The following is a 21,263-nucleotide window of genomic DNA, read 5'->3' as shown; positions in this document are numbered from 1 at the left end:
AAGCATGAAAGGCCGCTATCATGACGCTACAGCTCAAGGATCCCTCGCTTCTCGTGGAAGCTTGCCTGATCGACGGTGAGTTCGTCGGCGTTCCTGCGCTCGACGTGACCGATCCTTCGACCGGCGCCGTTGTCGGGCGCGTGCCCCTCACCGATGCTGCCGGTACGACGCGGGCTGTCGAGGCGGCGGAGTGCGCCTTGCCGGCCTGGAAGCGAACTCTTGCCAAGGAGCGGTCGCGCCTTCTTCGTCGCTGGTACGACCTCATGATCGAGCACCGCGACGATCTTGCTCTCATCATGACGTCCGAGCAGGGCAAGCCCCTGGCCGAAGCTTTGGGCGAGATCGATTATGCCGCCGGTTATGTCGAGTTCTATGCCGAGGAGGCCAAGCGCATCGCAGGCGAAACGCTGCCCTCGCCGAAGGACGGGGCGCGTGTTCTTGTGATTCGCGAGGCAGCCGGTGTCATGGCCGCCATCACGCCCTGGAATTTCCCGGCGGCTATGATCACCCGAAAAGTAGCGCCGGCCCTGGCCGCTGGCTGCACGGCGGTGGTGAAGCCTGCGTCCGAAACGCCGCTGACGGCCCTCGCGCTTGCCCGTCTCGCGGCTCGTGCCGGTCTGCCGAAGGGCGTTCTCAACGTCGTCACAGGCAAGTCTTCGGTAATCGGTGATGTTCTGACCAGCCATCCGGCGGTCCGCGTCGTCTCCTTCACCGGCTCGACCGAGGTCGGCAAGAAGCTGATCGTCCAGTGCGCCGGCACCGTGAAGAAGGTCTATACCGAGCTCGGCGGCAACGCGCCTTTCATCGTCTTCGACGATGCCGATCTCGACGGCGCCGTCGAGGGGGTGATGGCCTCCAAGTTCCGCAACATGGGTCAGACCTGCGTCTGTGCCAACCGCATCTATGCCCAGGCAGGCATCCACGACGCTTTCGTGGAGAAGCTCACGGCGGCGGTAAAGGCGCTCAAGCTCGGCGATGGCCGCACGCCGGGTGTGACGCAGGGGCCGCTTGTCAATGCCAAGGCGGTGGAGAAGGTCGAGGCGCATGTCGCCGACGCGCTTGCCAAGGGGGCGAAGGTCGTGACGGGCGGTGGTCGATCGCCGCTCGGTGGCAGCTTTTTCGAACCGACCGTGCTCACTGGCGTCACCAGCGCGATGGCCGTCGCTCGCGAAGAGACCTTCGGGCCGCTTGCTCCTGTGTTCCGCTTCTACGCCGAGGAGGAGGCTATCCGGCTCGCCAACGACACCGAGTTCGGCCTCGCTTCCTATTTCTATGCCCGCGACGTCGGCCGTATCTTCCGTGTGGCCGAGGGTCTTCAGGCCGGCATGGTCGGGGTCAACTCCGGCGCCATTTCCTCCGAACTGGTGCCGTTCGGCGGCGTCAAGGAAAGTGGCAACGGCCGCGAGGGATCGCACCACGGTATCGACGAATATGTTGAGAAAAAATATCTCCTAATCGCCGGACTCGACCGCTGAGCGGTTGTCATCCGGACTCGTCCGCTTAAGCCCGATTATCGAATTGGACTCCTCTCCGGACTCTCCTCCGGACTCCATTTTGGACTCATCGAGTGGACTCAAGTTAGTCGTTGAACTCGGATCGAAACTCCGGAAATCCTGATGATTCATCCGGTCTCTTCGGGCTGCCCGCCGAGATAGTCGTTGATACCGCATTGAGACCGATTGCCAGCCGACCGGAGACGGTCTTTGCTTGGTTTTTGGTGCGTGTGGCGTCTTCGAAGGTGGCGGCGAGACATTATGGGTCGGCTTTTTCTCGGCATGGACGGAGGTGGCAGCAATGCTCGCGCTCGTCTTGTCGACGGTACGGGGCGCTGGCTGGGTGAAGGCCGTGGCGGTCCGGCCAACATCGGTAGCGATCCTGAAGGTGCCGTGATGTCGCTTGAGGCGGCGGTGAGCATGGCCCTCGCCACTGCCGGCCTTGCCAAGTGCGATCGAGCCGATGTCGTGGCGGTGATCGGCGCCGCTGGCGCCGCGGATCCAGGGATGGCTGCTCGGCTGATCGGTGCCCCGTTCGGATTTGGTCGCCTGCGGGTCGTCACCGACGCGGAGATCGCTCTTGAGGGCGCGTTTGCCGGCGGTGATGGCGGCATTGTGATTGTCGGCACGGGGAGCCAGGCCTATGGCCGCCTGGGTGACAGGCGTATTCGCGTCGGCGGCTGGGGGGCTGCTCTCTCCGACGGTGGCTCGGGCGTGTTGATTGGCAGGAACGCGGCGCGCAGGGCCCTCGAAGCTTATGAAGGGCTCGCCGCTCCGTCTCCGATGACGGCGACGATCTTCGATCGTTTGGGAGGCTCTGGCCCGGCGCTGTCGGCGTTCGGCAAGACGGCGCGTCCAAGCGACTGGGCGGCTCTTGCACCGGTTGTCTTCGATTACGCGGAAGCTGGAGATGCTGCGGCCGGCGCGATCATTGCCGCCGCTGTGGCCGAAATCGAAGCGCTGATCGGTCGTCTTGCCGGTGAGGGTATTGATCGGATCGCTTTGGTGGGTGGCCTCGCGTCGAGCTATCTGCCGCGCCTGTCCTCCCGATTTGCCTGTTTGATTGCCGAACCCGCAGGCGATGCCTTGGATGGTGCGCTCAGTCTTGCGAGAAGGGATGCCAGCGAATGATGGAGCCCTTTACTCGGGTGGTCGGTCAGGACTGGCGCGAACGCGGCGGGGATGCGCCGCTTTGTCGTCGCCTCGAGGCGGCCCTCAGGACCGCCATTTCAAGCGGACGTCTCGTGGCTGGCGTGCCGTTGCCCTCCGAACGCGCGATAGCGGCTGGCCTTTCCATTTCTCGCATCACCGTGCGGCAGGCGATGGCGCCGCTTGTGGCGGAAGGGCTCGTGACCACCCGTCCGGGAGGCGGCTCCACCGTCGCCCGTACCGAGTCTGCCCGCAAGGAGGAGGGGCAGCCTTCAGATACGGCTCACAGACGTCAGACAGTGCTGCGGTCCCATGCCGACGAGCTGGCGGAAAAGGGCGAGTCGGTGGAGACCCGCCTCGTCGACCGCTTGACGGGGCCGCCGTCGGCCCCGGAGGCAATGACGCTGGGGCTTGGCCCGGGGGAGCGCGTCCTTCGGCTCTACCGTCTCCACTGCGTGGAGGGCCGCCCACGTATTCTGGAACTTACCACGCTGCCGGCGGCGACTGTCGATCTTGAGGTCGCTACAATCTCTCCTGCGGCCGCGCTGGCTGATGCCGGTCTGCCGGCGACGCGCGGTGTCGAGAGGTTTCGGGCAGTGGCGCTCGGGGCGGTGGAAGCCGGGCTGCTTGAGTTGGCCGAGGGAACGCCGGCCATGCGGGTGGAGCGCGTCAGCTACACGGCGAGCGGTCGCGCCGTCGAAATCAGCCGAGCCTTTTGTCGCGGCGACGGTTACGAGGTTGTGGCGGCGCTATCGAGCGAGTGACTCACGAGCCGCCACGTGCTCAGCGCATATTGCGCAGGCGGACAACCACGTCGACACGGACGATTTCCATACCCGCTGGCGCTGGCGGCAGGTTGCCGATCTCCACGTGAGGTCCGGGAATGTCGAACACGCGGTTCTCGTCCTCGACGTAGAAATGGTGATGGTCGTCGGTATTGGTGTCGAAATAGGTGCGCGTGCCCTCGACGGCTACCTCGCGCAGCAAACCGGCTTCGGTGAACTGGTTGAGCGTGTTGTAGACGGTGGCGAGCGACACCGGCACCTTGGCCGTCAGAGCTTCGGCGTGCAGGTCCTCGGCCGAAAGATGGCGGTGACCATGCGAAAACAGGATCTCGGCGAGCGCCACGCGTTGGCGGGTGGGCCTGAGTCCGACATCCCGGAGGCGCGTGCGCACCGGGACCTTGGTGATCATGGGGGCGCTGGCCGCCGATTGAGCGCCGACGGCAGTGCGGTGTGCCATCTCCGTCGCGGCAGTGGACGGGCTGGAAGGAAGCGGGCGGTCCATGATGTCGTTATCCTGGGTGGTCGGCGGAGGCCAGACGGCTTTTTCGATTGCGACATATTAGCAAAGTGGGTGGAGACTGCAAGAACGCGCCAAAAAGGCCATTGCCGCGTTTGTACCAAGGCTTTCGAGGACGCCTTGCCTGTGCTAGAGATCGAGCCACCACGAACACCGTCCTGACGGACGGCGATTGGCGCTGCCTTGGGCAGGCCCGAAGGGATAAGGTACGGACAGCAGCATGAGTCTTCGCAAGAACAGCTACGAGTATGAGGATCTCCTTTCCTGCGGACGCGGGGAGTTGTTCGGACCGGGTAATGCCCAACTGCCGATGCCGCCGATGCTGATGTTCGATCGCATCTCCGAGATCGCCGAGGAGGGTGGCGAGTTTGGCAAGGGCCTCATCCGTGCCACTTTGGCGATCCGGCCCGATCTCTGGTTCTTTCCCTGCCATTTCAAGGGCGATCCGGTCATGCCCGGCTGCCTGGGCCTTGATGCCCTCTGGCAGATGCTCGGTTTCTTCCTCGGCTGGTCGGGGTCTCCCGGTAAGGGAAGGGCTCTTTCGGTCGGTGAAGTGAAGTTCAGCGGCATGGTCACCCCTGCCGTCAAGCTGGTCGAGTATGGCGTCGATCTCAAGCGCGTGCTGCGCGGCAAGCTGGTGCTCGGTATTGGCGACGGCTGGCTGAAGGCCGACGGCGAGACCATTTACAAGGCGACGGATCTCCGCGTCGGCCTGTTCAAGGCCGCCTGAGCGCCGCCCGTATCAGAACAAGGAAAGACAGCCATGAGACGCGTCGTCGTCACCGGCATGGGCATTGTGTCCTCGATCGGCAACAATACGCAGGAGGTGCTGGCGTCCCTTCATGATGCCCGCTCCGGTATTACCTTCGCCCCGACCTTCGCCGAGCACGGCTTCCGCTGCCAGGTTTACGGATCGCCCACCCTCGATCCTGCGTCGGTGGTCGACCGGCGCGCAATGCGATTCCACGGTGGCGGCACCGCCTGGAACCATGTGGCCATGGATCAGGCGATCCTGGACGCGGGCCTTGAGGCCGGCGACATCTCCAACGAACGTACCGGGATCATCATGGGGTCGGGTGGTGCTTCGACGCGCGTCATCGTCGAGTCGGCCTTGAAGACCATCGAAAGCGGCTCGTCCAAGAAGGTCGGCCCGTTCGCGGTTCCCAAGGCGATGAGCTCCACCGCCTCGGCGACACTGGCCACCTGGTTCAAGATCAAGGGCGTCAATTATTCGATCTCCTCGGCCTGCGCCACGTCGAACCACTGCATCGGCAACGCCTACGAGATGATCCAGTACGGCAAGCAGGACATGATGTTCGCCGGCGGCTGCGAGGAACTCGACTGGACGTTGTCCGTGCTGTTCGATGCCATGGGCGCGATGGCCTCCAAGTACAACGACACGCCGGCTACGGCTTCGCGCGCCTATGACAAGAATCGCGACGGTTTCGTCATCGCTGGCGGCGCCGGTGTGCTGGTTCTCGAGGAGCTGGAGCACGCCAAGGCGCGCGGCGCCAAGATCTATGGCGAGATCGTCGGCTATGGCGCCACCTCCGACGGCTACGACATGGTTGCACCCTCGGGCGAGGGGGCGGTGCGCTGCATGCGTCAGGCTCTTTCCACGGTGAAAGAGAAGATCGACTACATCAATCCGCACGCGACCTCGACGCCGGCCGGAGATGCACCGGAAATCGAGGCGATCAGAACGGTGTTCGGCGGTGCCGACAACTGTCCGCCGGTTTCGGCGACCAAGTCGCTCACCGGTCATTCGCTGGGCGCCACCGGGGTGCAGGAAGCGATCTATTCGCTTCTGATGATAAATAACCGCTTCATCGTGAAGAGCGCGCACATCGAGGAAATCGATCCGGCCTTTGCCGATATGCCGATCGTGCGCGATCGGATCGACGATGCCAAAATCGACACAGTGCTTTCCAATAGCTTCGGCTTCGGCGGCACAAACGCAACGCTGGTTCTCCAGCGCTACGCCGCCTGATCCTTCCGCCCGGCTTCGCCGGGCGGTTTCTTCTTCTCGGGACGTCAGATCATGAATGGACTCATGGCCGGCAAGCGCGGCCTCGTTATGGGCGTCGCCAACGACCATTCTATCGCCTGGGGCATCGCCAAGGCTCTCTCCGCCGCCGGCGCCGAACTGGCTTTCACCTATCAGGGCGAAGCCTTCGGTCGGCGCGTCAAGCCTCTGGCCGAAGAGGTTGGGGCGAAGCTTCTTCTGCCTTGCGATGTCGAGGACGAGGCGTCGGTCGATGCTGTCTTCGCGGCTCTCAAGGCCGAATGGGGAGGGCTGGATTTCCTGGTGCATGCCATCGGCTTCTCCGACAAGAACGAGCTCAAGGGCCGTTACGCCGACACTACGCGCGCCAATTTCTCGCGCACCATGGTCATCTCCGTGTTCTCGTTCACCGAAGTGGCGCGCAAGGCGGCCGCGTTGATGACCGAGGGCGGCACGCTGCTCACGTTGACCTATGGTGGCTCGACGCGTGTCATGCCGAACTACAACGTCATGGGCGTTGCCAAGGCGGCGCTCGAGAGCTCGGTGCGTTATCTCGCGGCCGACTTCGGTGGCGACGGTATTCGGGTCAATGCCATCTCGGCCGGTCCGGTGCGCACGCTGGCCGGCTCGGGTGTCACCGACGCCCGGCTGATGTTCAACTTCCAGAAGAAGAACGCGCCGCTGAAGCGCACCGTGACGATCGACGAGGTCGGTCGCTCGGCCCTGTACCTGTTGTCGGATCTGTCGTCGGGCGTGACCGGCGAGATCCATTTCGTTGATTCCGGCTACTCGATCATGTCGATGCCGCGCATTGGCGAGCTGAAGGAACAGGACCGCCGCGAATCTGCCGAGGGGCCCGCCGGCTGATGTCGGATCAGTCGGGAAGACGTTGAAGCCGGCGGGGCTCCTGCCGGCTTTTTTTGTTCGCCGCCGCCAGGCTGAATGCCGATTGGACCTAGTCGTTGCCGTCCGCTGTTCCTTCGGGCGTCGACGGATCGGCAATGTCGCTCGATGGCTGGGCCTGGCAAGCCTGAACGGCGGTGGCGAGCAGGGGCCCGAAAGAGGGATCGTCGTCCCTATTCTCCCAGATGCCGGTGTCGTCGACCGAGGTCGCGACGCAGCCGCAGAAGCGCTCGGACATCTCCTTGGTCGCGCCGTGGCGCTCGTACTCAAGGCGGCAGTCGGTGACGAAGCTCGCCCTCTGGACCGCCGGGTCGACCGGAATGAGAGTCGCGAGGCCGACAGCCAGGCCATAGAGCAACGGCTGGTGCAGGAGATAGAACAGAAGCGAGTGCCGGCCGATCCAGGCGAGCCAGTGTGTACGGCGGGGCAGCGGCCATGCTTGGCTTTCTCCACGGCGCGCCAACGGACCGCCGGCAACGAGACCGACGATATAGGGAGTGATCCACGGGAACAGCGGCACAAGATCGTTGGCAACCGGTGGCGTTTCCGCAAGACCCAGAAAACCCCATGCCATGCCGTCGAATGCAGGCGATCGCCAGACCTGAGGAAGAACGAGCGCTGCAGCCGCGAGAAGGAGCAAGACCCCGTTCGGCAAACGAACAAGCAGCGGCGCGAGGAGGCTGGCCAGCAGCATCATGTGCAGGATGCCGAAGAACACCCAGGCGTCGGGAAAAACCAAATAGGTCGCGACAGAAACGGCCGCAGCGGCGATTGCAAGGCGGCCGAGACGGCCTCCGTAGCGGAACGGGTCGAAACCGTTGCGCTCGGCCAGGCGATATGAAATGCCGGACAACAGCAGGAAGCTGCCGGCGATTGCTGCCGCATAGGCGCGCCAGAGCGGGTTGCTGGCGACGCCCCAGCTGACCAGCCGCACGTTGGCGAGATCCCAGGAAAAATGGTAGGAGGCCATGGCGAGAAGCATCACGCCACGGGTGACGTCGATCAGCGGCAGGCGCGGCGAACGGCCGCCGCCATGCTCTCTCTGGGGTACCGAATCAGCCATGTCCCGTCTCTCCAGCGTCGATCAAGGGTGTGCGGCAGTGGCGCAGCCAAGGCAACCGGCGGCAGTTCGAAAATGACATCTTCCTTGATCGGCGCAGGCGAGTACAACCTCGCCAGCAAGTTCCGCCCAGGTGGCGACACGCTGGTCGTCGTCTTCAGTCAGGTACGGGTGCCGGCTGGAAAGTTCGGTCTTGAGCGTCTGTTCGCGGGCACGAGCCACAGCCTTCTGCTTCTTAACCAGCCGGTGAACAACTGGTATCGGAGCTGCGGTGCCGATATCGATCGCCTGATCGTCGAGGCGGCATCGACGGCAAAGGCTGCGCGCATCATTCTCTACGGCAGCTCGATGGGCGCTTTTGGTGCCGCGGCAGCAGCAGCCAGATACCCGGACGCCGAGCTCTATGCCTTTGCGCCGGATTTCCGGATTGGGGAGCCGGGCAGCCAGTCGGCGGCGGCCGGCCTTGCGAAAAGGTCGGGGGAGGCCGATCTCGGGGAGTTGCTTGCGGTTCCACGCAGGGGAATGGCGCGGGTGATCGTTCCGACTTACGATCCATACGATGCCGGTGTCGGTGCCCGTCTTGCCGATCTCGGGTTGCCGGGCGAGGTTGCGCTGGTGCCGCTCCGCTCAAGTCACGAAGTTCACGACCACCTCTACAGCCTCAACATCATTCGCAAGGTTACCGCGACTTTCCGGCGGGATATCTTCGTCGAAGCCGCAGTCCGCAATCTTCTTGTCTCTTCGATCGATTGGCCGGCTCATGCGCGATTCGCCGCAGCCCGCGCCGCCTTCGATGCCGGTATCGATCTGGATCCGGATGCTCTTGTGGGGCTTCTGCCGGATACCAATCCTGGCCTGATATTGCTTGCCGCCGAGGCGGCCAAGAGGGCAGGCGATATTGGCCGCGCCTTGACACTGCTCGCCGGACTCGATGCGGCGATCGCCGGCGACGGCGTCCTGTCCGGCCTTGCCAAGCGCTATCTCAAGGAAGTTCCGCGGCGTCGCATCCGGCTTCTTGAAGAGGTGGGCGACATCGCAGCGTCGCGCCGCCTTGCGAGCGAGGCCGCTTCGCGGTTTCCGACCGACGAGGGCTTTGCGGCCCTCGCCATGGCTTCGGACGGCAACCCGATCAGTGCACCATCATCGGTGTAAGGTCGGCCTCGGTAGCGTTGGCAATGGCCGCCTCACGGCTGTCCGTCAGCATGATCGGCTGTCCGTCGGCCGAATGCAGCGCCCACAGCTTCATGCCGGGTCTGAGATCGAGATACCCGGGATGGGCGGCGATCACGTCATCGGAGGAGACGCGACGCAGATAGGCAACCGTGCCACCACCGAGTTGCCGGAAGGCAGCATCGGGCATGATCTTCCGGTCGTCGGCGGAAGTGGTCTTGGTGAAAGTAGCCATCGCTTTACTCCTTTCCCCTTGGCGGTCTTGACCGGGCAGGGGGAGGGACACGTTCGCCGACGAAGGGCGAACGGGTCTGAAACGCAATTTAGTGGGAAAAGGTGACCGGCGCGTTTATGGTCAATCCTCGGCGTTGATCTCGATCCGCCGAATGACTCGCTCGAGTGGCGGGCGGACCAAATCGATCGACAAGAGGCCATTTCGCAGATCGGCTCCGAGGATCTCGATACCTTCGGCAAGAACGAAGGTGCGCTGGAACTGCCGCGCTGCGATACCTCGGTGGAGATAGAGGCGAGACTTGTCGTCCGCCTGTCGGCCACGGATCACCAGTTGGTTCTCTTCGACGGAAACGTCGAGTTGCTCGCGCGTGAACCCGGCGACGGCCAACGTTATGCGCAGCACGTCGCCTTCCGGGCCTTCGCGTTCGATCCGTTCGATGTTGTACGGAGGATAACCATCGTTCGCGGCTTTCGACACTCGGTCCAGCGCGCGCTCGATTTCGTCGAAGCCCAGGAGAAACGGGCTTGAGAAGCCTGCCAGTCTCGTCATCTTTCAAAGTCCTCGCAAGGAAGCGACCTTGACCGGGCCCCTGAGGCACCCGGTGATCAGCGCTCTATATGGCCTTGCGGTCTTCGCCGTTCAAGGCCGACCGATCTCGCCAAGGCGAAAGCGCGCCTGACGTCCGAGTTGGCCGACAAGCGGATGGGCAACCGTCCCAAGGCGCCTGTCCAGATCGTTTGCCGAAGTCTCGTCGAGACGGGCGAGCTGATGGATGAAGTAGATGCCTTCGCGGTTGAGCCGGCCAACAAGTGCCGGCGTAAGTCCGGGCAGTGTCAACAGATCCTCGACCTTGCGCGGCCTCGATCGTCCGGGCGGATCGGCATGGCTGGATATGAAGTCGGCAACACGTGGAAATATCGAGGCGCGCCAGCGCGCCCCGCTGAAGAGCGCGAAACGGCCTGCCTCATCCTCGGTATGGCGACACCCCCCTTGCGGCAGGCCAGTCATCTGGTGGGCGGCATGCGTTTGGCCGCCTCCGCCGAAAGCATCGCGCCCGGCCTCTACCGTCATCAAGGGGGTGCCGGCGAGGGGAGGCTCACCGTTTGGCGGGAAGGCTTTGCCGAGATCGGGAGTGAATGGCCGTTCGATCAACACCGCCTCGATCCACTGCAGAACGAGTTCGGCGGGTACGTCCATGACCGCCAGGAACTCTTCGAAGAAGCCCCGATGACCGTCGGCGCCGTCACCGTCGCCGGACACCAGCCCCAGGAACAGCTCCTTGTGATCGATGGAAGAGCGATCGAGATGGCGCGTCAGGAAGCCGGTAAGGGCGAAGAAGCCTGGGAACACTTCCCGGTACGCGCCTTCGAACGGTGGCGGGACAGGCGCAATCACCGTTCGGACGAGCCAGTCGAGTCCGCGCACGGTTGCCTCGGCGGCAAGTCCGGCATGATCGGCCCGGCAATCGACCGGCCCGCCGATCAGCGTCAACGATGCTGGGCTGCGGTTACCTCTTGCAAGCAAGGCAGCGGCCGCGATGCCGATGACGCCGGCTTCTGCGATCGCGACCACATGCACCGGACCTCCGATCTCGGCAATCATGTCGGCGACGGCCTCCACGGCTTCGCCTAGCCCGAAGGGACCGGCCGAAAGCGGTACGCGTCGGGCGTCGGCCCAACCCGCGACGTGTACCGAATGATCGGGCAGGAAGGCAGCCACGGTGTCTCGGACAAGGGTCGGACAGTGCCCGGCGTAGGGCGGCAGCACCAGCACGGAGGGGGCGGTAGCGTCGGACTCTGGCGCCAGACGATCGAAAGCGATGAGCTTCCAGAAGGGCGACGCTCGCAACACGCGCTCGACGACAGGACCGCGTACCCCGGAGACGAAGGCGGTACCAAGATTGAACGTCGGGGGGCAATATCGGCGCGCAACGCGAGCGTAAAGGTCGGCCGAGGGGCCGGATGCTTCCGGCGATCGACGGCTGGGTGATCGCGGTGGATTGTCCGCTTCGGATCCGGAGTAGCTATGATAATACGGCACGCCGTCCTCCAGGTGGTTACGACCGTCCCCCGATGCTCTCAGCCCCTGTTGTCGGTGGAAAAAGGATAGCGCTCGTATCCACCGCGACAAGCGGCCGCACCCCCGCTCTTAGTCGCGAACGGACGCTGGAAGCCGCTGTTTTGGCATAGACTTCGGTCTGTTCGCCCTTCGAACTAGCACCCGGCGAAGTCGCTGATTCGTTGAATCCAGCTTGCGCGGCGGCACTCTAGAAGGCACCCATGTCCGGCAACTGCGGATCGATCAGCTGTTGGATGCGACGCGCTGCCACTTGGGCGAAGCGCAGGGTCACCGCTCGGCGCGTGGCAGCGGCGAGCCGGTGGTTGGGAGCTTCCCGCAGGATCGCTCCGCCATAACCGTCGGCGACGATCAACCCGGCCTCTTCGGGAAAGATATCGGTGGGAACGTCGGCGTGGGTGGCAAAGAAGAGCCGATCGCAGTGGAGTCGATAGTCGGGCCATTTGCGGTCTGTGCGGAAATCTTCCACCGACGACTTGATCTCGATGATGAGTATGTCGCCGTTGCCACCGAGGGCTACCACGTCGGCGCGCCGTCCCGACGCGAGTGGCAACTCGTAAAGAATGGAAAATCCATGGCCCGCCAACAGACGCCCGACACCGCGCTGCACGAGGCGAGCGGCTTCCGATTGTCGGCCGTCGTTGACGAAGCTTTCGATTGGGGAGGAAAACGCGGCGATCGGCACGGGCATGATCAAGTCTCCGTCGCCATTGTTCATGATTTGTTTTTAGAAATCAACGGCCATGAACTCGATCGCAGCGCGCCGCACAGGGCAACCAGTGTGCGGAGAACAGACCTCAGGCAGCGTCCGAGCGGACATCCTCGGTGAGAAGCGCAAACATCGCCGTGGCATCGTCGGCGGCACGAAGCTTCGCCGCCGTTTCATCGTCGCGCAGGACGCGAGCTATGCGGGCCAGCGCCTTCAGGTGATCCGCGCCAGCGCTTTCCGGCGCAAGCAGAAGGAACAGCACGTCGACCGGTTCGCCGTCGAGCGAATCGAAGTCGATCGGCCGGTCGAGGAGCGCGAAGACGCCCACCAAGCGCTCGAGGCCAACCAGCTTGCCATGGGGAATGGCGACGCCGTGTCCCACGCCGGTCGAGCCAAGCTTCTCGCGCTGCATCAGCGTTTCGAAGATGTCGCGCTCGTCCCGTCCGGTGAGAGCGGCAGCCTTGGCGGCCATCTCCTGAAGCGCCTGCTTCTTGTTGGCGGTCTTGAGCCGCGGCAGGATTGCGTCGATCACAAGGAGGTCGCTCAGATCCATCGTCTTGTTCCAAGTTTGGCAGAGGGCCGGGTAACCCCGACCCTCGCCTTCATATAGGTGTGAACCGAAAAAGGACAGATGGGATGAGTCCCGTCAGCCGGCGATTTCGTTGAGCGAGGGGTCTATCCACCCGATATTCCCGTCGTTGCGGCGATAGACGACGTTGACGCCACCGTTGCCGGCGTTGCGGAAGATCACCAGGGGAGCTCCGGTGAAGTCGAGTTCGCTGACCGCCGATCCGACACTCATCGTGCGGATTTTCTGCGTAGTCTCCGCCACGACGGTCGGCGCGAAGTCCTCGCCCAGCTCCTCGTCGTCGAAAGCGGCGAACACCGTCGTCTGGGCATCGATATCGCCCCAGGACGGGCCGCCCGGCGTCTGATCGCCGGCCGCCGACTCGCCGCCCTTGAAGTTCTTCAGCTTGCGCTTGTGGCGCCGCATCCGCTTGCCGATTCGTTCCACTGCCTTCTCGGCTGCCGGATAAACCTCGAAATCCTCACCCCGCGATTGCAGCGTCGTGCCGGAGGCGAGCTGGATCGAGCAGTCGACAATGTAGGCCTTGCCCTCCTTCTGCACCACGACATGCCCGGTGAAGGTCCCGTCGTAATATTTCCCGAGTTCCTCGGTGGTGCGTGTGGTGATGTGCTCGCGAAGTGCCTGGCCGATGTCGACGTTCTTTCCGGTAATGCGAAGCGGCATCAGAGTCCTCGTTTCTCGCGCCTTTATGAACCGACCGGATTGCTGGAAATATCTCGTCCAGCACCCGGATCTCCGGTCGTCCGCGTCTGGCGGGTTTCGACCGGCGCCGGCGAGCGGGGGCGCGGCTTTCCGTCTCGTCGGTGGGTGGTGTTGCCGCTTTCCCCCTTGCTCTGCGGCTCTCGGCCGGAGCAAGCGCCGATCGGGGGTTTGGAAGCGGAAAAGCCGAGAACCTCCCCTGAGCTGGCGTTGTCGGGCGACGCGCCCGCATGCATCAGATGTGGCGTCGGCCGGTGGCGATATCAATCCGCCTTCCGGATGACCCCCGATTTCCGAAAGGTTACCGCGATTTTACGCCCCGGCAAGCTGCTTCAGGCGCCGACGCTGCACGGAGGAGGGAATGCGTAGTGCTTCCCGATACTTGGCGACCGTACGACGGGCGATATCGATGCCGTCGTCGCGCAGCATCTTGACGAGGGTATCGTCGGAAAGCACGTCGTCGGCGGTCTCTGCGTCGATCAGTTGCCGGATGCGATGGCGCACGGCTTCGGCCGAATGGGCGTCGCCGCCTTCGGAGGAAGCAATTGACGAGGTGAAGAAGTACTTGAGCTCGAAGATGCCGCGCGTCGTCGCCATGTACTTGTTCGAGGTGACGCGCGATACCGTCGATTCGTGCATGCCGATCGCATCGGCGATCATCCGAAGATTGAGTGGTTTCAGATGGGCGACGCCATAGGTCAGGAACCCATCCTGCTGGCGGACGATCTCGGTTGCCACCTTCAGGATGGTCTTGGCACGTTGATCCAGGCTCTTTGTCAGCCAGTTGGCCGACTGGAAACATTCGCCGAGATAGGTTTTCTCATCCTCGCGGGCCGTCTTCGACACCTCGGCGTAATAGGTCTGGTTGACCAGTACCTTCGGAAGCGTGTCGGTGTTGAGCTCCACCGTCCAGCCCCCATCGGCGGCCGGTTGGACCATCACGTCGGGCACCACCGTCTGCACCTGCGTCGTGCCGAAAGCATGGCCCGGCTTGGGGTCGAGCGCCAGGATCTCCTTGATCATGTCGCCGAGATCGTCGTCGTCGACGCCGCAAAGGCGCTTGAGCGCGGCGAGATCGCGCCGGGCGAGAAGATCGAGATGGGCGATCAGCGCCTGCATTGCCGGGTCGAGCCGATCCTTCTCGGCAAGCTGCAAAGCCAGGCATTCGGAGAGGTTGCGGGCGCAGATGCCGGTTGGCTCGAAGGTATGGAGCACGGCAACCACCTTCTCGACCTCGGAAAGCGAAGCGCCCAGTCGCTCGGCGGTCGCGGCAAGGTCGGCTCTGAGGTAGCCGGCCTCGTCCACCTGATCGATGAGATCGTGGCCTATGAGGCGCAACGCCGGGTCCGTGATGGCGACGGCCAACTGCTCGGCGAGGTGGTCGCCGAGGCTGATTTCGCCGGCCACGAAGCTTTCTAGGCTGTAGTCCTCGCCGGTGCCGCCACGGCCGACCGATGACCAGTCTCCCCCGGCGAGAGCACCGACGTCGAGAGGTTGGCGCTCGGGCTGACCGGCATCGTCGGGGTAGACGTTGCCGATATCGGTATCGAGAACGTTGGCAACGCGCTCCGAGCTGGGGGCGCCTTCCGTTTCGAACCAGTCCGGCGCATCGGCTCGTGCCGGCATGTCGGCATCGGCGGGCTCGACAACAGGCGTCTCGCCGTCACCACTATCATCGACACGCTCGAGGAGCGGATTGCGCTCGAGTTCCTGCTCGACATAGGTGACGAGATCCATGTTGGACAGCTGGAGCAGCTTGATGGCCTGCATCAGCTGCGGCGTCATCACCAGCGACTGGCTTTGTCTGAGTTCGAGCCGCGCCGACAGCGCCATCGAGCAACCCCCGTCCATTCCGCGTCGAAGCGGAAGCCATGAAAGTCAGTGAGGCGGCCGAAGGTGGTCCGCTTCTTGCTTCATAACCTAGGCAGAGGGCGGCTTCAAAGGCTAAATTGCTCGCCGAGGTAAACGCGCCTCGCGTCGGCGTCGGCAATGATGTCGTCGGGCGTCCCCTCCACCAGCAGCATGCCGGAATGCAGGATGTAGGCGCGGTCGATAAGGCCGAGCGTTTCTCGAACGTTGTGATCGGTGATCAGAACGCCGATGCCTCGCCCGGTGAGGTGACGCACCAGCGCCTGGATGTCGCCGACCGCGATTGGGTCGACGCCTGCGAAAGGCTCGTCGAGCAGCATGAAGATCGGTCGGCTTGCCAGTGCTCGCGCGATCTCGGCGCGTCGGCGCTCGCCACCGGAAAGGGCGATCGCCGGCTGGCGGCGCAGGTGGGCGAGGTGAAACTCCTCAAGCAGCGAATCGAGTTCCGCCTCTCGGGCGTCGCGGTTCGGCTCGACCAGTTCGAGAACCGCTCGTATGTTGTTTTCGACTGTCAGTCCTCGAAAAATCGACGCTTCCTGCGGCAGATAGCCGATGCCGAGCCGGGCACGACGGAACATCGGGTAGCCGGTGATGTCGTGCCCGTCGAGGAAGATGCTGCCGCCGTTGGCCGGGATCAGCCCGGTTATCATGTAGAACAGCGTGGTCTTGCCGGCGCCGTTGGGGCCGAGAAGGCCGACGGCTTCTCCGCGTCGAACCTGCATGGAAACGCCGCGCACCACCGGCCGTTGGCCGAAAGTCTTGACGAGGTTGAAGACGACAAGGTCGGATGTGTCTGCCGCCGCGGGAGGCGACGGGCTTTCAGTCTGGGCGAAACTCTTCAGCAAGGCTCTGGTTTCCGGCGTGGAGGGCGCATCAGCCCTTGGTGTCGAGCGACTTCGGAGCGATCAGCATCTGCACCCGCCCGCCCAGCATCTTGGCCTGGCTGGTGTTGATGTCGATCAGGAGCTTCGAGCCGCGAATGACATTGTCGCCCTGGGTGAGCACGACGTTGCCGGTGAGCACGATGGTATTGGCCGCTGTGTCGAAGGTCGCCGCGTCGCCACTCGCCGTCTGGCTGGCCGACGTCACCAGTACGCTGCCCTTCGCCTCGAGGCGGCTGACCTGCTGCGGCCCCTCCCCGGTGGGCGAGCCTTGGTAGAACACCATGAGGCGATCGGTCTTCAGAACGGTTGCCCCTTGCCGAACGATCACGTGACCGATGAAGGTTGCCGTCTTGTCCTGGTCGTGCACCTCGAGCTGTTCCGATTCAAACTGGATCGGCTGGTCGGAGGACATTCCAAGGCCCTGGTAGGCGTTGGGCGGTAGCTTTGCGGTTTGATCGGCAGCGAGGGCCGAGGAGAGCGTAAGGGCGACCAGCAGGCCGGCGGCTGCGGCCCGGCTGAGAAGGCTGGTACGTGGCATGCGGGTCATCTTGAGTTGCCTTCTGCCTTCTTGAGGCGGCTAGAACGTCGTGGACTCCGGTGGAGCGCCGCGCCGTCTGATTGTTGTCAGGGAGCCGCTTCCGGAGCGCCCCCTGCGCCCTGTTCGGTTCGGCTGGGAAGTGCTTTGTCGCCACTGCCTGGGTGGGCGCTCGGATCGACGGTCATGCGGACGCCGCCTGAAAAGGTCACCGTGCCGGCTTTCTTCTCGACGCCCATCTTCTCGGCGCTGATCTCGCCAAGGCGAGAGGAGAATGCGACCGGACTGTCGGACGTCAGCGATCCGGTGGAAAGGTTGATCTCCGCCCGTTCCAGAGCGCCGCCAGAGCCGTCGGAGTTGCTCAACCGGATGTTTTCCTTGAGCACCACCGTCTGCGCGGCGGAATCGTAGACGCCGCTGTCCGCAAGAAGGCGGGCGCGGCTGCCGTCGGCCTGGGTCACGGTCGCCTCGATACCCTTGAGGCGGATGATCCTCGTATCGCCGAGGTCCTGCACGGCGCTTTCGGCGCTGACGGCGTAAGTGCGCCCCTTGCCGTCGCTGCCCGATAGGTGCGGCGCATCCATGGCGAGCCCTTCGGTGGTAATCTTCAGGTCGCCGATGCTGAGGCTTATGGTGATGCGGGTGATGACCGTGGCGCCCACCACGATCAGGCAAAGCAAAGCTCCGACCGCCGGCAGGATAACGCGCAGGCGGCGAACGCGTCTGCTTTCTCGTGCCGCCATGGCAAACTGACGTGCCCGCTCGGCGGTGTTGCCGAACGGCTCCAGATCACTGCCATCGAAAGCGCGGTTCGCCGCGATGCCGCTCATCCCTCGTTCCCGTTTTGTCGACGGTACCCTTGTCTTCGATCCCGATTGAGCCCCAATCACCCTTGCGGGCCGGGCAGATCGAAGGTTGCCCGGCGGACTTTAGACAAAAAAGATAAACCAACGCTTGCCGCGTCGCGAGAGGCTTTCAATCACATTCAGGCAATCGCCGGACGGCGAACGCCTCGCTTTTCCGTCATTTCGACGGCGCCATGACGTTCGCTCGCCGGGGTGTCGCGCAACCGGACTCAGCTGTGGGCGAAAATGTCCTCGTTCGCCCACCCGGCCAGATCGAGATCGGCGCGAGTCGGCAGGAAGCGGAAGCAGGCCTCCGCCATTTCCGTCCGCCCTTCGCGTTCGAGCATCGCCAGAAGCCGCGCTCGCAGCGCGTGAAGATTGAGCACGTCCGAGGCGGCGTACTCGAGCTGCGCCTGGCTGAGCGTCGTGGCGCCCCAGTCCGACGACTGCTGCGCCTTGGAGATATCGATGCCGAGGAGTTCCTTGGTGACGTCTTTCAAGCCGTGCCGGTCTGTGTAGGTGCGCGTGAGCCGAGACGCGATCTTCGTGCAGAACACGGGAGATACGGTAATGCCGAAAGCGCGCTTGAGGATGGCGATGTCGAAGCGGGCAAAGTGAAACACCTTGATCCGCCTGGGGTCGGTGAGCAGACGGACGAGGTTTGGCGCGGCGGTTTGACCCTGGGCGATCTGCACGACATCGGCCGATCCGTCACCCGGCGACAACTGCACGACGCATAGCCGGTCGCGATGCGGGTTGAGGCCGAGTGTCTCGGTGTCGATGGCGACGACATCGCCGTAAGCGTCGAGATCGGGAAGGTCGCCGGCGTGAAGGCGGATGGTCATGGTCGAACTCTGCTGGTTGGCGCTCCAGCCGAAAGGTCGCAGGACCATTACGGCGTGTGGATACGCAAAGGCGACCGGCGGCATGGTCGCCGGTCCCAGGAAACGATTTTCCGTATATGCGGACGCTGGCCGGACAAGCGCAAGAAAATTGTGCGCCAGCCGGCCGCCTGGCGATCAGGCCGCCGCCGCCTCGGTGGCCCGGAGGCCGGCGATCTCGTCGGCGAGTCGGCCGATTTCCTCCAGAGTCTCTTCCCGCGGCAGTCCCTTGGTCATGACCGGTTCCAGAACCTCCGCCTTGAGGCGGGGCAGCAGGGCGATCACCTGGTCGGGAAGGTTGCCTTCCCAGCCGAAGGACCCCATCACCGCCACCTTCTGTGTCTTCGGGGACAACGCGTTGATGAGGATGGCCGCAGCGGCAAGGCTCGGATGCGGACCGGACAGCACCGTTGGGGAGGCGAAGACGATGGTCGAGGCATCGACGACGCTCATGGCCAACGCACCGCTGTCCAGGTCGACGACGTTGACCGGCTGCGCGGCGACATCGCGCTCGGTGAGTTTGTCGACCAGAAGGGCGACCATCTTGGCCGTGCTCTCGTACATCGACACGTAGGGAATGACGACCAGCGGCTTTACCTCGTCGGACGTCCAGCTCCGGTAGAGGTCGAAGATGAAGGACGGGCGATCATGAACCGGGCCGTGGCTGGGCGCCACGAAGAGCGGAGAGAGCGCTTCGACCTTGCCGAGCGCTTCGGCCGAGAAGCGACGGTAGGGCATCATGATCTCGGCATAGTAGCGCTTCGCGGAGATGGCGACCTGCGCCTCGTCGCGAGCGAATAGCTCGGTGGTGGCAAAGTGGGCGCCAAGGAAGTCGCAAGTGAAGGCGACTCGATCCTCGACGGCGAAAGTCACCATCGTGTCCGGCCAGTGCACCCACGGCGTCAGGTGGAACGACAGCGTCTTGCCGCCAAGGTCGAGGGTGTCGCCATCGCGGACGGTGACGAAGGCGTCTCGCTCGACGGGCAGCGTGTCGAGAATGAAGCGCTTGCACTTGGCGTTCGTCACCACCTTCGCGTCGGGGAAGAGCGCGAGAAGCGCGGGAATCGAGCCCGAATGGTCCTGTTCGGCGTGATTGGCGACGATGTAGTCGAGACGCTCGACGCCAGCCGCCTTGATCGCGGCGAGCAGTTCCTCGGCCTTGGGCGGATAGACCGTATCGATCAGTGCGGTCTTTTCCCGTCCACGGATCAGGTAGGAGTTGTACGTCGTTCCCTCAGGCAGCGGCACCAGCTCGTCAAACAGCTTTCGGTCCCAGTCAATGGCGCGAAGCGAATGGATGTCGTCGGTGATGCGCTGGGCAATCATGGGGTATCGTTCCTCGAAATAGGCTCTCGTCGCGGCCGAATGCCGCGTCGGCGCTCGTCGTTGTTTGCAAGCAAGGGATTATGCGCGTTGCCAAATTTCGGCAAGCATGGAACGGTTCTAAAACGATGCGCCGCAAGGCTGCCCCGCGTGGAATGCAGGCATGAAAAAACCCGCCGTGAGGCAGGTTGTTTCGCATTCAGAAAATGAGGCCAACATCGCGTCGATCATGATGATCGACGATGGTGCCCAGGAAAGGACTCGAACCTTCACGCCTCGCGGCACACGGACCTGAACCGTGCGCGTCTACCAATTCCGCCACCTGGGCACAGGGGTCGTCGGCTGGCGGGGTGAATACGGGGTCGGCGCGATGTTGTCAACCGCCATTTCGATCCTTGCTGACGAAATGGTGCCGGCTACGGAATGCTACGCGGTGCGGTCTGTACAGGGCGCGGCTTCCTGCCTTAATAAGTTGGTTTTGCAGGGACGCTGGCCATCGTGATCGCTGGCGGCCGGGATCGTTCATCGCAACTGTTCGCAGGAAGGGATTGCCATGCCCCTCGTTCGGGAAGAAAAGCCGATCGTTACCGTCTTCGGGGCCTCCGGCTTCCTGGGGCGCCATGTCGTTGGGGCACTGGCCAAAGAGGGCTGGCGCATTCGGGCGGCTTGCCGACGGCCCGATCTGGCGGCGCATCTGCTACCCCTTGGCGCTCCTGGCCAGATCATGCCGATGCAAGCCAACCTTCGCTATCGCGCCTCGATCGATCGGGCCATCAGCGGTGCCGATGCTGTCGTCAATCTGGTCGGCATTCTGGCTCCCACCGGCCGCCAGACCTACGCGGCCGTGCAGGCCTTCGGCGCTCGCGCGGTGGCCGAAGCTTCTGCCGCTGCCGGTATCTCCCGCCTCGTCCACGTCTCCGCCATCGGCGCCGACGCCGCGTCCCGCTCGGTCTATGCCCGGACCAAGGCCGCCGGTGAAGCGGCGGTCCTCGATGTCGTGCCGAATGCGGTGGTCCTGAGACCCTCGGTCATCTTCGGCCCCGAGGACCACTTCATCAATCGATTCGGCGAGATGTCCATGCTCAGCCCGGTTCTGCCCTTGATCGGTGGCGGTCTGACGCTCCTCCAGCCCGTGTTCGCAGGTGATGTTGCGGCCGCCGTCGCCCGTGCCGTGGATGGCGACATCGCGGGCGGTCGCATCTACGAACTGGGTGGGCCCGAGGTGCTTACCTTCCGGGCCATTCTCGAACGTCTGCTCGCCGAGACCGGCCGTCCGCGGCGTTTTCTGACGATCCCCTTCGGTTTGGCCTCGTTGCTGGCTCGATTGACCGCCTGGATGCCCGGCGCGCCCCTGACGCCCGATCAGGTCGAGCTCCTGAAGACGGGAAGCGTCGTGTCGGCCGCCGCCGTCGGCGAAGGCCGCACGCTCGACGCCTTCGGCATCTCGCCGACATCGCTTGGCGTGGTGCTTCCGGAGTATGCCATCCGCTTCCGCCCTCACGGTCAGTACGATCGCGACGGCAGCCCGGCCTGAAG

22 protein-coding genes and 1 tRNA gene are annotated in these 21,263 nt (G+C 63.9%); 8 read left to right on the top strand and 15 right to left on the bottom strand.

The genetic code is table 11. The annotated features are described in order from the left end of the window. Window positions 1-20 precede the first annotated feature (20 nt). The 3 genes from M4J40_RS18210 (at window position 21) to M4J40_RS18200 (ending at window position 3,406) form a co-directional block, all read left to right on the top strand. A complete protein-coding gene (locus tag M4J40_RS18210) occupies window positions 21-1,475 on the top strand; it encodes an NAD-dependent succinate-semialdehyde dehydrogenase (RefSeq protein ID WP_251755837.1) in 1,455 nt (484 codons plus the stop codon). Window positions 1,476-1,754: 279 nt separating this feature from the next. Continuing rightward, complete coding sequence (locus M4J40_RS18205; RefSeq protein ID WP_251755836.1) at window positions 1,755-2,624, top strand: BadF/BadG/BcrA/BcrD ATPase family protein; 870 nt, start codon at window positions 1,755-1,757, stop codon at window positions 2,622-2,624. After that, window positions 2,621-3,406, top strand: coding sequence for a GntR family transcriptional regulator (locus M4J40_RS18200; RefSeq protein ID WP_251755835.1), 786 nt, complete (start codon window positions 2,621-2,623; stop codon window positions 3,404-3,406). Before M4J40_RS18205 ends, M4J40_RS18200 begins: the two co-directional genes overlap by 4 nt. A 19-nt stretch (window positions 3,407-3,425) precedes the next feature. Here M4J40_RS18200 and irrA read toward each other — a convergent pair whose 3' ends face one another. After that, window positions 3,426-3,836, bottom strand: coding sequence for an iron response transcriptional regulator IrrA (irrA, locus tag M4J40_RS18195; protein ID WP_251756067.1), 411 nt, complete (start codon window positions 3,834-3,836; stop codon window positions 3,426-3,428). Window positions 3,837-4,164: 328 nt separating this feature from the next. Between irrA and fabA the strand changes: the two genes are divergently transcribed. From fabA to fabI, 3 genes are read left to right on the top strand one after another with little or no spacing between them, the layout of a single operon-like run. Beyond that, window positions 4,165-4,674 carry a 3-hydroxyacyl-[acyl-carrier-protein] dehydratase FabA gene (gene fabA, locus M4J40_RS18190; RefSeq protein WP_251755834.1) on the top strand — a complete coding sequence of 170 codons (510 nt, stop codon included), beginning with the start codon at window positions 4,165-4,167 and terminating at the stop codon, window positions 4,672-4,674. Between the two features lie 33 nt (window positions 4,675-4,707). After that, the gene (gene fabB, locus M4J40_RS18185) at window positions 4,708-5,934 is read left to right on the top strand and encodes a beta-ketoacyl-ACP synthase I (RefSeq protein ID WP_251755833.1); all 1,227 of its coding nucleotides are present in this window, start codon (window positions 4,708-4,710) and stop codon (window positions 5,932-5,934) included. A gap of 51 nt (window positions 5,935-5,985) precedes the next feature. Continuing rightward, window positions 5,986-6,816: an enoyl-ACP reductase FabI gene (gene fabI, locus M4J40_RS18180; protein ID WP_251755832.1), complete on the top strand. Its 831-nt coding sequence runs from the start codon at window positions 5,986-5,988 to the stop codon at window positions 6,814-6,816. Between the two features lie 88 nt (window positions 6,817-6,904). Here fabI and M4J40_RS18175 read toward each other — a convergent pair whose 3' ends face one another. Next, window positions 6,905-7,915 carry a heparan-alpha-glucosaminide N-acetyltransferase gene (locus tag M4J40_RS18175; protein ID WP_251755831.1) on the bottom strand — a complete coding sequence of 337 codons (1,011 nt, stop codon included), beginning with the start codon at window positions 7,913-7,915 and terminating at the stop codon, window positions 6,905-6,907. 72 nt (window positions 7,916-7,987) lie between these two features. Here M4J40_RS18175 and M4J40_RS18170 point away from each other — a divergent pair, with 72 nt between their 5' ends. Further along, window positions 7,988-9,064, top strand: a complete 1,077-nt coding sequence (locus tag M4J40_RS18170) for a hypothetical protein (RefSeq protein ID WP_251755830.1) — start codon at window positions 7,988-7,990, stop codon at window positions 9,062-9,064. On the opposite strand, the gene M4J40_RS18165 is transcribed toward M4J40_RS18170, so the two are convergent. From M4J40_RS18165 to M4J40_RS18105, 13 genes are all read right to left on the bottom strand, one after another. After that, window positions 9,042-9,317, bottom strand: coding sequence for a DUF1150 family protein (locus tag M4J40_RS18165; protein ID WP_405030769.1), 276 nt, complete (start codon window positions 9,315-9,317; stop codon window positions 9,042-9,044). The two genes, M4J40_RS18170 and M4J40_RS18165, sit on opposite strands and share 23 nt — an antisense overlap. Before the next feature lie 120 nt (window positions 9,318-9,437). Then, window positions 9,438-9,866, bottom strand: a complete 429-nt coding sequence (locus tag M4J40_RS18160) for an Hsp20 family protein (RefSeq protein ID WP_251729297.1) — start codon at window positions 9,864-9,866, stop codon at window positions 9,438-9,440. A 90-nt stretch (window positions 9,867-9,956) separates the two neighbouring features. After that, the gene (locus tag M4J40_RS18155) at window positions 9,957-11,357 is read right to left on the bottom strand and encodes a hypothetical protein (RefSeq protein WP_251755829.1); all 1,401 of its coding nucleotides are present in this window, start codon (window positions 11,355-11,357) and stop codon (window positions 9,957-9,959) included. Between the two features lie 226 nt (window positions 11,358-11,583). After that, window positions 11,584-12,084 (bottom strand): MmcB family DNA repair protein, encoded by a 501-nt coding sequence (locus M4J40_RS18150; protein ID WP_251755828.1) that lies wholly within the window; start codon window positions 12,082-12,084, stop codon window positions 11,584-11,586. A 106-nt stretch (window positions 12,085-12,190) separates the two neighbouring features. Further along, window positions 12,191-12,655 (bottom strand): PTS IIA-like nitrogen regulatory protein PtsN, encoded by a 465-nt coding sequence (gene ptsN, locus M4J40_RS18145; RefSeq protein ID WP_251755827.1) that lies wholly within the window; start codon window positions 12,653-12,655, stop codon window positions 12,191-12,193. Window positions 12,656-12,748: 93 nt separating this feature from the next. Beyond that, window positions 12,749-13,354: a ribosome hibernation-promoting factor, HPF/YfiA family gene (gene hpf, locus M4J40_RS18140; RefSeq protein ID WP_251755826.1), complete on the bottom strand. Its 606-nt coding sequence runs from the start codon at window positions 13,352-13,354 to the stop codon at window positions 12,749-12,751. 348 nt (window positions 13,355-13,702) lie between these two features. Beyond that, window positions 13,703-15,223: an RNA polymerase factor sigma-54 gene (rpoN, locus tag M4J40_RS18135; protein ID WP_251755825.1), complete on the bottom strand. Its 1,521-nt coding sequence runs from the start codon at window positions 15,221-15,223 to the stop codon at window positions 13,703-13,705. A 104-nt stretch (window positions 15,224-15,327) separates the two neighbouring features. Then, window positions 15,328-16,104: an LPS export ABC transporter ATP-binding protein gene (lptB, locus tag M4J40_RS18130; protein WP_405030768.1), complete on the bottom strand. Its 777-nt coding sequence runs from the start codon at window positions 16,102-16,104 to the stop codon at window positions 15,328-15,330. Between the two features lie 28 nt (window positions 16,105-16,132). After that, the gene (gene lptA / locus M4J40_RS18125; RefSeq protein ID WP_251755824.1) at window positions 16,133-16,681 is read right to left on the bottom strand and encodes a lipopolysaccharide transport periplasmic protein LptA; all 549 of its coding nucleotides are present in this window, start codon (window positions 16,679-16,681) and stop codon (window positions 16,133-16,135) included. 86 nt (window positions 16,682-16,767) lie between these two features. After that, window positions 16,768-17,508, bottom strand: a complete 741-nt coding sequence (gene lptC / locus M4J40_RS18120; RefSeq protein WP_251755823.1) for an LPS export ABC transporter periplasmic protein LptC — start codon at window positions 17,506-17,508, stop codon at window positions 16,768-16,770. 245 nt (window positions 17,509-17,753) lie between these two features. Beyond that, window positions 17,754-18,368: a ribonuclease D gene (locus M4J40_RS18115; RefSeq protein WP_251755822.1), complete on the bottom strand. Its 615-nt coding sequence runs from the start codon at window positions 18,366-18,368 to the stop codon at window positions 17,754-17,756. Window positions 18,369-18,542: 174 nt separating this feature from the next. Then, entirely contained in the window at window positions 18,543-19,730 is a 1,188-nt protein-coding gene (locus M4J40_RS18110) for an FprA family A-type flavoprotein (RefSeq protein WP_251755821.1), read from the bottom strand. Between the two features lie 240 nt (window positions 19,731-19,970). Continuing rightward, window positions 19,971-20,055, bottom strand: a tRNA-Leu gene (locus M4J40_RS18105). A gap of 225 nt (window positions 20,056-20,280) precedes the next feature. On the opposite strand from M4J40_RS18105, the gene M4J40_RS18100 reads away from it, so the two are divergent. Continuing rightward, window positions 20,281-21,261 carry a complex I NDUFA9 subunit family protein gene (locus M4J40_RS18100; protein ID WP_251755820.1) on the top strand — a complete coding sequence of 327 codons (981 nt, stop codon included), beginning with the start codon at window positions 20,281-20,283 and terminating at the stop codon, window positions 21,259-21,261. Window positions 21,262-21,263: the final 2 nt, after the last annotated feature.

This window comes from Pleomorphomonas sp. JP5 (assembly GCF_023721815.1).
In the GTDB taxonomy this organism is placed as follows: Bacteria; Pseudomonadota; Alphaproteobacteria; order Rhizobiales; family Pleomorphomonadaceae; genus Pleomorphomonas.
Note: the sequence above shows the minus strand (reverse complement) of the source record. Positions and strands in the feature narration are given on the sequence as shown.